The organism is Streptomyces sp. enrichment culture (assembly GCF_964273255.1).
In the GTDB taxonomy this organism is placed as follows: domain Bacteria; phylum Actinomycetota; class Actinomycetes; order Streptomycetales; family Streptomycetaceae; genus Streptomyces.
In genome coordinates this window covers 1,082,856-1,094,730 of the sequence record NZ_OZ186835.1, presented here as the reverse complement: position 1 = coordinate 1,094,730, position 11,875 = coordinate 1,082,856, and the positions used below count along the sequence as shown (strand labels likewise).

Annotated in this window: 11 protein-coding genes and 1 pseudogene; 7 read left to right on the top strand and 5 right to left on the bottom strand. The window is 71.8% G+C overall.

From position 1 onward, the window contains the following. Positions 1-35: 35 nt before the first annotated feature. The 5 genes and pseudogenes from ACSU53_RS04790 to ACSU53_RS04770 form a co-directional block, all read right to left on the bottom strand. Positions 36-1,151, bottom strand: a complete 1,116-nt coding sequence (locus ACSU53_RS04790) for a winged helix DNA-binding domain-containing protein (RefSeq protein ID WP_437024915.1) — start codon at positions 1,149-1,151, stop codon at positions 36-38. Positions 1,152-1,415: 264 nt separating this feature from the next. Continuing rightward, positions 1,416-2,507 carry a terpene synthase family protein gene (locus ACSU53_RS04785; protein ID WP_437024914.1) on the bottom strand — a complete coding sequence of 364 codons (1,092 nt, stop codon included), beginning with the start codon at positions 2,505-2,507 and terminating at the stop codon, positions 1,416-1,418. Between the two features lie 946 nt (positions 2,508-3,453). Then, positions 3,454-3,633 (bottom strand): annotated as a pseudogene (locus ACSU53_RS04780) (NAD(P)-binding domain-containing protein); the annotation flags it as partial. A gap of 335 nt (positions 3,634-3,968) precedes the next feature. Further along, positions 3,969-4,580, bottom strand: a complete 612-nt coding sequence (locus ACSU53_RS04775; protein WP_437024913.1) for a hemerythrin domain-containing protein — start codon at positions 4,578-4,580, stop codon at positions 3,969-3,971. Between the two features lie 432 nt (positions 4,581-5,012). Then, on the bottom strand, positions 5,013-5,180 hold the full coding sequence (locus ACSU53_RS04770; protein ID WP_437024912.1) for a hypothetical protein: 168 nt from the start codon (positions 5,178-5,180) through the stop codon (positions 5,013-5,015). Positions 5,181-5,752: 572 nt separating this feature from the next. On the opposite strand from ACSU53_RS04770, the gene ACSU53_RS04765 reads away from it, so the two are divergent. The 7 genes from ACSU53_RS04765 (at position 5,753) to pcaDC (ending at position 11,762) form a co-directional block, all read left to right on the top strand. Continuing rightward, the gene (locus tag ACSU53_RS04765; protein ID WP_437024911.1) at positions 5,753-6,226 is read left to right on the top strand and encodes a hypothetical protein; all 474 of its coding nucleotides are present in this window, start codon (positions 5,753-5,755) and stop codon (positions 6,224-6,226) included. Continuing rightward, a complete protein-coding gene (locus ACSU53_RS04760) occupies positions 6,223-7,398 on the top strand; it encodes a zinc-dependent alcohol dehydrogenase (protein WP_437024910.1) in 1,176 nt (391 codons plus the stop codon). The genes ACSU53_RS04765 and ACSU53_RS04760 overlap by 4 nt, the downstream gene beginning before the upstream one ends. A gap of 72 nt (positions 7,399-7,470) precedes the next feature. Next, positions 7,471-8,409, top strand: coding sequence for a Rieske 2Fe-2S domain-containing protein (locus tag ACSU53_RS04755; RefSeq protein WP_437033028.1), 939 nt, complete (start codon positions 7,471-7,473; stop codon positions 8,407-8,409). After that, a complete protein-coding gene (locus tag ACSU53_RS04750; RefSeq protein WP_437024909.1) occupies positions 8,393-8,935 on the top strand; it encodes a DUF1360 domain-containing protein in 543 nt (180 codons plus the stop codon). Before ACSU53_RS04755 ends, ACSU53_RS04750 begins: the two co-directional genes overlap by 17 nt. Positions 8,936-9,197: 262 nt before the next feature. Beyond that, complete coding sequence (locus ACSU53_RS04745; protein WP_437024908.1) at positions 9,198-9,743, top strand: hypothetical protein; 546 nt, start codon at positions 9,198-9,200, stop codon at positions 9,741-9,743. A gap of 313 nt (positions 9,744-10,056) precedes the next feature. Then, the gene (locus ACSU53_RS04740) at positions 10,057-10,290 is read left to right on the top strand and encodes a transposase (protein ID WP_437024907.1); all 234 of its coding nucleotides are present in this window, start codon (positions 10,057-10,059) and stop codon (positions 10,288-10,290) included. Between the two features lie 149 nt (positions 10,291-10,439). Beyond that, the gene (pcaDC, locus tag ACSU53_RS04735; protein WP_437024906.1) at positions 10,440-11,762 is read left to right on the top strand and encodes a bifunctional 3-oxoadipate enol-lactonase/4-carboxymuconolactone decarboxylase PcaDC; all 1,323 of its coding nucleotides are present in this window, start codon (positions 10,440-10,442) and stop codon (positions 11,760-11,762) included. The last annotated feature ends 113 nt before the right edge of the window (positions 11,763-11,875 follow it).

Below are 11,875 nucleotides of genomic sequence, written 5' to 3'. Positions count from 1 at the left end.
GCTCCCTCCCGCCGCCGTGGGACCCGGTACGGGCGTCAGACGGTCCGCACCGACATCGTGTACGACTGGCCGTGGCACGTCTCCAGGTGCGCGACCTCCGCCTCCAGCGCCTCCTTCGGCACCTCGGCGCTCTCGGAGAACAGCTGCACGTCCACGGTCCCGTCGGAGACCTCCCACACCCCGGCGACCCGCCCCCGGTGCACCACCACGGGCGTGATCCAGCCGGACGTGCGGCTCACCGCCTTGCGCCGCTCCGACCGCAGGACGCGCGTGTCGGCCGTGCCCGGACCCAGGACGTACTGGTCGAACCCGGCCAGCAGCCGCACCTCCTCGGACGGCTCGGTGGCCGCCAGCGCGTCCACGTCCTCGGCACGCAGGTAGCACGCCGTCCCGTCCACCTCCACCTGCGCCAGCTCCTCACCGAGCGAGGCGAACCAGCCGCGGACCGCGGTCTTGCGGTGCGCGTTGCGCGTGAGCCAGGCGTCGAAGGTCTCCGGTGTCGCCGGCCCGTGCGCCCCGAGATACGCGGGGATCACGATGCGGGCCGCCTCCTCCGGCTCCATCGTCCCGGACCAGCCGGGCACCCGGTCGCGCGGTGAGGCGAAGGTGATGCGGTTGCCCTGGTTCGGTCCGTGACACAGCTTCCCCGTCCAGGCCAGCGGCTTGAGCACCGTCCCCCACCCGGAGGTCAGCTGCCCCTCCAGGGACGCGAACTCCTTCTGGGCGACCAGTGCCTCGGTGAGTTCCTGACGGGTGAGGGACCGGCCGGCGAGGAGCTCGTCGACGGCTTCGCCCAGGGCCGTCATCTGCTCCGGCGTGACCCCGAAGGTCCGCTGCCAGGCGGGCTTCTCCCAGGTCTTGGCCGCCGCCATCAACGACAGGTAGGCCGCCACGTGTTCCACCGCCACGAGGTGCAGCGTGCCCCGCATGACCCAGGTCTTGACGACCTCGCGAGCGTCGAGCGCCTGCTGGACGGCGTCGGCCTTCGGCTTCCGCTGCCGGAGGGCGAGGGCGAGCTCCGCCGACGAGGCCACCTGCGCCTGAACGCCCGCCAGTTCCCGCACGAGAGTGGCGACGGACGACGTCCCCCGCGGGGCCAGGCTCTGCTGTCGCAGCCGCCAGGCGAGCACCTGGTCATGGGTCACGTGCATGAGCGCTCCTCGGTATAGGTCGCGGATCGCCTGCCATCCTGCCCGAACGGCGCCCCGGGACGCGTCCCATCCACTGGAGAACGGCTGGAGTCGCGCTGGGCCGGGCAGGCCCGCGGGCCGCGGTCGCCACGCTGCCGGAATCCGCCCGTGGTTCCCGGTGGGACAGCCGTCCATCACCGCGGCAGCCGGTTCCGGGGGCAGGAGGGACGGGGGGACGGGGGGAAGGAGGCGGGGCTGGGCAGAAGGGCCGGCCGGAGCGTTGGGTCATTCGGCGAGGTGCTGCCAGAGCCATGCGAGGTCGGGGTACGGCGGTGGAGTCAGGTCGGTTGCGTCGGTCAGGAGGGGTGTGTCGCGTGTGGTGATGGTCGGGATGGTGATCTTCGCGGTGGTTCCCGCACGGTTGAGGGCGAGGAAACGCAGGCTTGTTGCTGTCCAGTGGAGGTTGGCGGCCACCCACTGCGGGAGCTCGCGAGCGTAGCGGGCGACGGCGGGGCGCGGGTCGGACAGGAGCTGTTGCTGCAGCCGGAGCATGAGGGCAACCAGCCGTTCGTAGAGTTCTCCCGCCTTGATCAGGGCCTCGGTGGTGCTCAGGTCGTGCTCAGCGGCCAGGACGGAGACAAGGTTGACGTGGGCTTGGCCTGCCGCTCGTTCCTTGAATACGCTGGCCAGGTCGTTGAAGATGGTGCAGGGCAGTAGGACGGTGTGACTGAAGGCCCGCACGACGGGGTCGTACAGCTCGGCGGGGGACATGGGATACCCGGCACCGGGAGCGGTAAAGGCAGCGAGGACGCCACAGCCGGCTTTGACCCAGCGCATGCGCAGGTATTCGCCCAGGCCGGGCGGGGTGCTGCGCTGCTGGAGGGCGGCCTTCCACAGTTGGCCGCCACTCCAGTGCGCGTGTTCGCTGCGCATGATGTTCCAGCCGTCCGGGTGCAGGCAGCTCTCCAACTGGTGCCGCACTTCGCGCAGGCTGCTCAGGAAGTGGTTGGCGGGCACCGGGTGGGTGACTGGCTCGTACAGGACCCGGTTGGCTTCCGAGGTCAGGGCGACCGCCTTGCCTAAGCCGCCAGGGAGGGTGTCCAGGGCGTCGTCCCAGGCGAACGTCCAGTAGGCGTAGCAGGTCATCGCCCTGGCTGCGTCGGTGGTGATGAACGGCATTCCGGCGGCGATGAACTCGCCGACATCGGTGTGGGCGAGTACGGAGTCAGGGCTGCACAAACCGTGGCGGATCGCCCAGCGGCGGGCCGGCTCGTCGATCGCCGAACCGCCGGCCGGATGCAGGCGCAACGGGACGGGGCACCAGACGTCGAATTGGTCGACAGGAAGGTCCGGTGCCTGGCCGGATGACGCGGGCATGGATGCTCCAAGGGGGTGATGGGTGGCCAGGGGGAAGGAAGGGACGCTCAGGAGAGGCGGTCGCGGGTGTGCCGGCGAGGGCTGTCAGGGTGGCGGCCGCAGTGGGCTGGGGGCCGTGCGGTGCAGTTCGCCCAGCGCGGCCTCGATATGACGCTGTGCCTCCTTGGGTGGCCCGGTCGCGGCCTCCGGCAGCTTCGGCCAGTGCGGCGACACATGCGGCTTGGTGCTGATCAAGCGGGTCGGATGCTCCAGGTGTCGTGGTACTCGCTCTCGATCAGCTCCTGCACCGCATGAGTCCCGGCCGCGACACCGGCTGTGGCCCTTTCGCCTGGGCTGGGGCAGGGCGGGCTTTCGGTGGTCCTCCTTACCAGAGTCCGCGATACCGCCGCACCGGTGATCATGCTTAAGCATGAAGAGGTTCACCTGGTTGAGTCAGGAATCTCCTGTCCGCCGGGGAGGGCTCGACCCGATCTGTGAGAGTCCGGCTGAGCAAGCCAGTCGAGGGAGGGGTTCGGGTGCTGGTGCGACGCTGGCTCGACGCGGCCGGAATCACTGATCCGGTGCTGCGGGAGTGTTACACCCTCTGTGTCCGCCGGAGTGTGAGAGGCCGCTCCGGTGTCGGCTGGGTGGTGACGAACATGGCGCCGCCACAGGGGCGCGTGGGCACCGCCGCCGTGAGCGGCCTGCAAAGCAATGGACGCAAACAGCCTTCGCAGGGTCCGTCTGTGCGATGCTCGGGCATCTTGCCTCACGTCTCTGGCCGACAACGGGGTGCCGGATCACTTGCTCGCCAGGTGGGCCGGGCACACCAACGTGAAGACGACGAAGAACTGGTACGTGAAGCCGGACGGGGCGGACCTGCTTCCCGCGGCGGAGGCATGGGGAGGTCTCGCGGGGGCGTGCGACAGATCATGACAGATGAAGGTGTGAACCCATGACCGAAGGCACAACCGAGACGCTGGCGGCACATGGGGGCGAGCAGCGGGCGGACGGTGTCCCGGGTGGCCGGGTCGCCGGCCAGCATCGCGACCAGTTGCCCCTGCTCGGCGGGCACACGGGAGCCGGACACCGGCGCCTCGGCGTACGCGCCGCCCGCCGCGCGGACGTCCGCCTCCAGGCCCCATGAGACGAAGATGCACCGGAGTGCTCCGGTGCATCTTCGTCTTGACCTCAAACTGTGCTGGCACGCATGAGACGTCGTGCTGCTCATTCAGTTCGTGGTCCTCGCTGCTCTGGGGGACGCCGGATTCGCGATCGCAGCCGCCAGGACGGGTCCACGAGGCGACAAGGCCCCGCGGGAAGCCGGGCGGGTTGTGTCGTGAGGTGGTTGACGCGGTGCGCCCTGCTCCGACGGTCCAGTGGTATGCCGCCTGCCCGGGGATATGTGGCGTCGTGGCCACCTCGCGCCTGCGAGCGGAAGGCAGCATTGTCATGAGTGTGGGAGATCCGGCGACCGGCCCGTCACCGGTTGGATCGACCGCTGCGCTGGAGAAAGCCCGTCGTGAACACATCGCGTATCCGGTCGTAGAGGCTCAGCGGTACGCCCAGCATCGCGTTGGCCGGCGGCCGCCGGGGGACGACGGGGTGAGGACGGGTCGGCGCGGTTCGCCGTACCGCCTCCCATGCGATGCCCAGGCGCTGGAGCTGCGCGGTGTCCGTCGCGTCCTGCAGTTTCGGCAGCAGGAGGTCTTCCTCGTCCCTGATGTCCTGCCGGACCAGGGCGAACGCCCGCTGCACCTTGTCCTCGCGTTCCGTATCGCCGGGAGGGAGGCGTTCGATGTCGGACACGAGATCGTTGATCTGCTGGTGTTCCTCCTCGACCCGGGCGGTGAGCTCCTCCCCGTCCGGTACCCAGCGCCGGACAGCCGGCCAGAGCACGGTCTCCTCAGCGAAAGCGTGGCTGAAGACCAGCTGAATGACGTCTTTCAACGCTTGCTGGCGTCCTCGGCCGGTACCGGTGCGGTAACGGTCCATGAGGCGGTCGATCTCCGCGTGATCACGGCGCTGCCGCGCCAGTACGCTGCCGTGGCCGCCCAGCTGCTCGAGTGTCTGGTCCTTGATGCTTGTCGGCATGGTCGCTCCTCGACCGGATTGATCATGGACGCGAAGATCCGGTGGTCGTCCGTGCGGAACGTCCCCTCTGACAGCCCCGGCGCCGTCACCGTTCAGCGTCACGGACCCACCCGAAGGCTGTCACCGCAGGCTTTGCTGTATCACCGGCATCAGCCCGCGGTCACCTCGGGACAACCCACCGTGTCACGGCAAACGGCAGGAGCGCCTCGCTGCCGGGAACGGGGATCCCGAGCCGGACCACGGGCGTGGGGCTGCGGCCCCGGCGGCTCCTGCGCTTGCACCAGGACCGGAGGCCCGCCGGTGGAGACAGACCACAATCCCCGTCGCCAGGACTTCTCTCGCGGCCATGCCAAGCCGGCGAACTCGGGCAGGGAGGGCGAAGGACAGCGGGACAGGAGCGCCGACGGGCGCTGACTGCTGCTCCCCGCGGTGTCAGCCGGGACCCTCCTCGGACTCTGCTCGTTCCTTCAGGGTCTGGTCGGTGGCCCCGCCGGACGTGTCGGGCTCGGGGCGTCCTTCCTCCTCCGGGTGGACGTCCCGCTCGTCCGTCTCCTGCTCCAAAGGCGACGTGTGTTCGCGCTCTTCTCCGGAACTGCTCATGGCTGCCTCCCTCGGGGCGCCGCTGGGACGTACCGGGTTCCCCGGTCCATGGCGTGAAACGAGGCAGGCCGAGGCTGAGGGAAGCTGGATGTTGGTCTTGCGTGGTAGGAGAACCGTCCGACATGCTCTGCGGTCCGTACGCCGGATCCTCGCGGTGGTGGGGCAGGCGACGCCTGGTCCTGGGTACGCGTGGCGGCAGTGGCCGGGTGACGGGTCGGGCGACGCACGTCCTCATGGTGGGGCACGTTCGCGGCCGAGGGTCGGCGGGCTGAACGCGGTCGCGGAAGCACATACCGCCTGGTGGAACCGCCGCCTCATGGCGACAGCACGGTGTGGCAGCGAACGGCGCGTCCGGCACCCCCGACTGATCGAGGCCACTGGGTGACGGCTCACGGCCGGCCGACTTCTTCGCAGATCCGCCAGTACCGCGCGGCGACTCTCCGATGAGCCACGCCCGCACGCCGGGCAGATAGCGGAAAGGAGTGGGGGTACTCGCCGCGCACAGGCGCTCGCCCTCCCGCATGGTGCGCGCTCACCCGTACGACTTCCGCCTCTCGAGGATGTGACCGCGCATGAGTGCCGCTGGGAAATCGCTGACGGTGGCCACCGCCGGGCTGGCCGCCGGGGTCTTCGTCGCCATACGGCGAGCGAAGGCACGGCCGCCCCGCGCAGCCGCCGGGGAGCGCTGGCTGACGGTGACGGTCAACCGCGCGCCGCACGACGTGCAGGCCGACAAGCTGCCGTCGCCGCTGCAGGAGTACGCCGACCGTATCGAGACGCGCATCCGTCCGGCGCCCGGCGACCGAGGCACGGAGCTGGGTGTGCGGCTGAAAGAAGCCGAGCCGGATGCCGCACACTCGGTGCCCGCGCGGCTCGCCGGCGCCGACCCGCGCCAGGATCTGCGCCGTGCCCTGCGCGACGCGAAGGCGCTGCTGGAGGCGGGAGAAGTGCTGCAGCCCGACGCACCGCCCACCACGCACGACACCCCGGGCGGCAAGCTCGTGGGTCTGCTCAGCCGCCGCGCCGGTGGGGAGGGAGTGCTGTGAAGGCCCTGTGCTGGGAAGGCGTCAACAAGCTCTCCGTGGAGCAGGTCCCGGACCCCGCGCTGCGCAACGACCAGGACGTGATCGTACGGCTCATCGCCGGCACCACCTGCGGCTCGGATCTCCATCTCATCGGCGGCTACATCCCGTTCATGCGCGCCGGGGACGTCATCGGCCACGAGTTCCTCGGCGAGGTCGTCGAAGTCGGTCCGGCCGTGCGCCGGCACAAGGTGGGCGACCGGGTGGTGGTCTGCTCGTTCGTCGGCTGCGGCCGCTGCTGGTACTGCGCCCACGACCTGTGGTCCCTGTGCGACAACACCAACACCAACCCCGGCATCGGGCAGACCCTCTTCGGCGCCGACACCGGCGGCATCTTCGGCTACTCCCACGCCATGGGCGGGCTTCGCGGCAGTCACGCCGAGTACGTGCGCGTCCCCTTCGCCGACTACGGAGCCTTCCCCGTCCCGGAGGGCGTCGACGACACAAGCGCCCTGTTCGTGTCCGACTCGGTGCCCACGGGCTGGATGGGCGCCGATCTGGCAGGGATGAAGCCCGGCGACGTGGTCGCCGTATGGGGCTGCGGGGCCGTCGGCCAGATGGCGGCGCGCGCAGCGATCCTGATGGGCGCGGAACGTGTGATCTCCATCGACCGGATCCCCGAACGCCTTCAGATGACCGAGCGGCACATCGGCAGCGAGGTCATCGACTACACGAGCACCGACGTCGGGGCGGAGCTGCGCGAGCGCACCGGCGGCCGCGGCCCCGACGTGTGCATCGAGGCCGTCGGCATGGAGGCCCACAGCGACAGCCCCGTGCACCTCTACGACCAGGTCAAGCAGCAGCTGCGGCTCCAGACCGACCGTCCCACCGCCGTACGGCAGGCCATCCACGCCTGCCGCAAGGGCGGTACGGTCTTCATTCTGGGGGTGTTCGCCGGCGCCGTCGACACGTTCCCCCTCGGCGCGGTGATCAACAAGGGCCTGACCGTGCGGGGTGCCCAGCAGCAGGGTCAGCGCTACCTTCCGATGCTGCTGGACCGGCTGGCGGCCGGAGAGCTGAGCACGGCGCACCTGGCGACCCACACCGTGTCCCTGGAGGAGGCGCCGAGGGCCTACGAGATGTTCAAGGAGAAGGAGGACGGCTGCGTGCGCGCGGTGATCCGGCCGGGCGACTGACCGCTCCGTTTGCCGTCCGCGCGGGTGGGGACCCGGCCGACCATGAGCACTACGCCACTCCGCCGCCCCCGGATGCGGCAGAGCCGCCTTCTGTGGCTGCTGGACCGCTTGGAGCGGGAGCCCAGGGCCGACGCGGTGATCGACGCGGTCCGCAAGGGGGTGCGGGCCCTGCCGCTCGGCGAGGGGCGGGACTTCCTGCACGGCAGGTGGCTGGGGCACCCGGTACATCCGTTGCTGGTGCAGGTACCGGTCGGCAGCTGGCTGTCGGCGGCGGTACTGGACCTGTACCCCGGCCGCTCCCGCGAGGCGGGCCTGCTGGTCGGCGTCGGCCTGGCCTCCGCCGCGCCCGCCGCCCTGGCGGGCTGGGTCGACTGGGCGGAGCTGCACCGCCGGCAGCAGCGCGTCGGACTGGTGCACGCCCTGGCCAACTCCACGGCTGTCGGCCTCTACGCCGCCTCGCTCACCTGCCGCGTCAAGGGCCGGCACGCCACGGCCCGGGCCTACGGCTTCCTCGGCCTGACGGCGGTCGCGCTCGGCGGCATGCTGGGCGGTCACCTGGCCTACCGCCAGGCGTCCGGCGCCAACCACGCCGAAGAGGTCCCGCACGTCGTCACCCAGGGCTGGCACCGGATCGGAGCCGTGGCCGAGTTCCCGGTCGACCGGCCGGTGCGGCGCAGCGTGGACGACGTCCCGATCCTGATCGTCCGGGAGACCGGCGGGGCGATCCACGCCCTGGCCGAGCGGTGCAGCCACCTCGCCGGACCGCTCTCCGAAGGAGAGGTCAGCGACGGCTGCGTCCAATGCCCCTGGCACGGCAGCGTCTTCCGGCTCTCGGACGGCTGGAACGTCCGCGGCCCGGCCACCGCACCCCAGCCCTCCTTCGACACCCGGATCACCGACGGCCACGTCGAGATACGCCTGCGCGAACAGCTCCGGGACGGGCAGGCGCCGGACGAGGCCGGCGAGGGACAACAGCGTACTGAGACGGGAACCCATGAACACCGCAGCTGACGGCCGCCTCGCAGGACGTCTGCACGGCCTGCTGCGGCGGACCGGCAGGCGGTACGCGGCAGGGCACGACCGACCGCTGGGCGGCTACCTCGCGGCCATGGCGGGCTTCGCCACGTACACGACGGCCTGGGCGACCGCCGTACGGCTGCGCGGTCGGCCGCTGCCCGAGCGGCCCGAGCCGTGGGACGTGGTCCTGACTTCGGTCGCCACGTTCCGGCTCAGCCGGCTGCTGACGAAGGCGTCGGTCACCAGCCCGCTGCGCGCGCCCTTCACCCGGTACGTCGCCGCGCAGGGCCCGGCCGAACTGCACGAGGAAGCACAGTCCGAGGATGCCAGGCACACCGTCGGAGAATTGGCCACCTGCCCCTTCTGCATGAGCGTCTGGGTGGCCTCCACCCTGACCGCCGGCCAACTGCTCTGGCCGCGCGGGACACGCACCGCCATGGGCGCGCTCGCCGCTCTGGCCGGCGCGGACACGCTGCAACTGGCCTACAGCGCGCTCATCGAGAAGACGACCGGCGAGTGACCCGGCAGCGGACCGCGGTGGGTCTGCACTTCTCGCCCCGGAGCTGGGCCGCGGACGGACGTGCGGGAGCGGCAGGCGCGCCCGCCCGCTGCGGGCCGCGTGGACGGTCGGCGCCACACCGACGAGAGGCAGATCGGGGCGTGGGCAAAATCCCCCGGGCAGAGGCGGCCCGCGACCGAGGCCGACTGGCTCTTCTGGGCGTCCGCTTGGTGCGGGGCACCGACCACGGGTGAAGGCGGTCGCAGCGGGTACTCGCCGGGGCATGCTCAAGCGCGCACTGTGGCAGGGACTGCTCGCCGGCACCGCCGGGGGAGCCGTGATGACCTTGGGTGAGAAGATCGAGCAGGCCGTCACCGGCCGCCCCGACTCCCATGTGCCCGCACGGGTTCTCCAGCGGCTGACCGGCCTGCCCGAACGTTCCGGCAGACAGCCGGTGCCGGTCAACTGGGCCATGCACTACGGCCAGGCGGCCCTTCTCGGAGTCCTGCGGTCGGTCATGGCGCAGACCGGACTGCGCGGACCGATCGCGTCCGCCAAGTTCACCGTCGTCCGCCTCACCAACGACCAGATCCTGGAGAACGCGACCGGCGTCGGCGCCCCACCGGCCACCTGGCCCCGCCGGGAGCTCGCCGTGGACCTTCTCCACAAGGCCGTCTACGCCTTCACCACCGGCGCCGTCGCCGACGCCCTCGCCGCCCTCGGCGGGCCCGGCCCCGGGCAGCGCCACGCTGCCGCCCACCCCGGCCGCCATGCCGACGTCGGCCCCCTGCCGCGCGGACACGCCTACGGAGCAGACGGCGGAAAGTGAGTGGGCGTCGAGTGTGTCCACCGTCGCCCGAGCAGTACCTGCCAGACGCCAGGGGGCCGCGGCCGGTCCGGGCATGCTCCCGGCGGTGATCAGATCGGTGACGGCGGGCACGCCGCCGTGGGTCAAGGGGGCGCGTTGCCGGTCGGCGCCGGTGACGGCCCTGCAGCAGCCGGTGGACCAGGGCCGCTCCACGGACACGACCGGGCGTTCATGTCGCCGCCGTGCGCTCTTGGGCCGGTGAGGTACTCGGCAGGGCCACCACCTTCGTGATCACGATGACTGACGACCCGGACGGGGACAGCTGCTCGACGGAGTGGGCATCGGTCCGGACACGGCCGTCACTGTGCTGATCACGATCGGGGACGACCCGGAACGCCTGGGCAGTGAGGCGTCCTTGGCGGCGCTGTGCGGGGTCGGCCCGTCGAGCGCTCCTCGGGCAGTCGGCAGTACCGGCGTCTCAACCGCGGCGGCGACCGGCAAGCGAACGCGGCCCTGCACCGAGTGTGCAGACCCGCCTGCGCGTCGACCCGCGCACCCAGAAGTATGACGAACGCCCCAGCAAGGAGGGAAGACCCGGCGCGAGACAGTCCGCAGCCTCGAGCGCTACGCGGCCCCGAAGGTCTTCCACCTGGTCAGACTTGTGCAGTCGCAACCTCCGTTATAGGGGCAGTCGTGAGACGTGAGAAGGTCTGGTGCGTGAGCGAGACACCACCGAACACCCTGCAATACCGCTGTGACGGGCCGGAAGACGCCCCGGTCCTGATCCTCGGACCCTCCCTGGGCACGACGTGGCACATGTGGGACCGCCAGGTGCCCGAACTCGCCCAGCAGTGGCGCGTGTTCCGGTTCGATCTGCCCGGGCACGGCGGCGCTCCCGCCCGGCCGGCGGACTCCGTGGGCGAGCTCGCCACCCGGCTGCTGGCCACCCTCGAAGGGCTCGGGGTGCAGCGGTTCGGGTACGCCGGGTGCGCGCTCGGCGGCGCGGTGGGCATCGAGTTGGCGTTGCGCCACCCCGAACGCCTCGCCTCCCTCGCGCTGATCGCGGCCTCACCGCGCTTCGGTTCGGCCGACGAGTTCCGGCGGCGCGGGGTGATCGTCCGGACCAACGGGCTCGACCCGATGGCGCGCAGTGCGCCCGAGCGCTGGTTCACCGGCGGGTTCGCGGCGGCGCAGCCCGCCATCACCGAGTGGGCCGTGCAGATGGTGCGCACGACCGACCCCGGCTGCTACATCGCCGCCTGCGAGGCCCTCGCCTCCTTCGACGTGCGGGCCGGGCTCGGCAGCGTCGGTGTGCCCACGCTCGTCCTGGTCGGTTCCGAGGACCAGGTCACCGGGCCGGCCGAGGCGCGCAACCTGGTCGCCGGGATCCCGGACGCCCGGCTCGCCGTCGTCCCCGGCGCCTCCCACCTGGTGCCGGTCGAGCAGCCCGCCGCCGTGACCGATCTGCTGGTGCGGCACTTCTCGACCGCCTGGCAGCCGGCCTACGACAGCAGCACCGGGCAGGTCGCCCTGCCCACCGGCGCCGTCGCCCGCCCGGTCCCCGCCCCGGCGGCCGCCCCCGTCCCGCATCCGGCGCCCGCCGCGCCGGTCGCCGAGATCGCCCCGGCCGTCGCCCCCCAGCAGCCCGCCCACGGCCCCGCGGACGCGTACGACGCGGGGATGAAGGTCCGCCGGGACGTGCTGGGGGACGCGCACGTCGACCGCGTGCTGGCACAGGCCGACGACTTCTCGGCCGACTTCCAGGAGTTCGTCACCCGCTACGCCTGGGGCGGTGTCTGGGACCGGCCCGGCCTGGACCGGCGCACCCGCAGCTGCGTCACGCTGACCGCCCTGGTCGCCGGCGGTCACCTGGAGGAGCTGGCCTCCCACACCCGCGCGGCCCTGCGCAACGGCCTGACCCCCGACGAGATCAAGGAGGTCCTGCTCCAGGCGGCCGTGTACTGCGGCATCCCGGCCGCGGGCAGCGCCTTCCGCGTGGCCCAGCAGGTCATCCGGGAGGAGACCACACCGCAGGAGTGAGCAGGGGGAGCACGGGAGCGAGCGGGAGGCCCGGATCCGGGCCCGGCGGCCGGCGGAGCCCTGCACGACGGCCCGGCGGCGCGGGGAGGAGCAGCCGCGTGGACTCGTCGCCC

Excerpts from the sequence above, each read along its gene's own strand:
- ACSU53_RS04775 (WP_437024913.1), bottom strand. The coding sequence starts at position 4,580 with ATGCCGACAAGCATCAAGGACCAGACACTCGAGCAGCTGGGCGGCCAC.
- ACSU53_RS04770 (WP_437024912.1), bottom strand. The coding sequence starts at position 5,180 with ATGAGCAGTTCCGGAGAAGAGCGCGAACACACGTCGCCTTTGGAGCAG.
- ACSU53_RS04765 (WP_437024911.1), top strand. The coding sequence starts at position 5,753 with ATGAGTGCCGCTGGGAAATCGCTGACGGTGGCCACCGCCGGGCTGGCC.
- ACSU53_RS04790 (WP_437024915.1), bottom strand. The coding sequence starts at position 1,151 with ATGCACGTGACCCATGACCAGGTGCTCGCCTGGCGGCTGCGACAGCAG.
- ACSU53_RS04750 (WP_437024909.1), top strand. The coding sequence starts at position 8,393 with ATGAACACCGCAGCTGACGGCCGCCTCGCAGGACGTCTGCACGGCCTG.
- ACSU53_RS04785 (WP_437024914.1), bottom strand. The coding sequence starts at position 2,507 with ATGCCCGCGTCATCCGGCCAGGCACCGGACCTTCCTGTCGACCAATTC.
- ACSU53_RS04755 (WP_437033028.1), top strand. The coding sequence starts at position 7,471 with ATGCGGCAGAGCCGCCTTCTGTGGCTGCTGGACCGCTTGGAGCGGGAG.
- ACSU53_RS04745 (WP_437024908.1), top strand. The coding sequence starts at position 9,198 with ATGCTCAAGCGCGCACTGTGGCAGGGACTGCTCGCCGGCACCGCCGGG.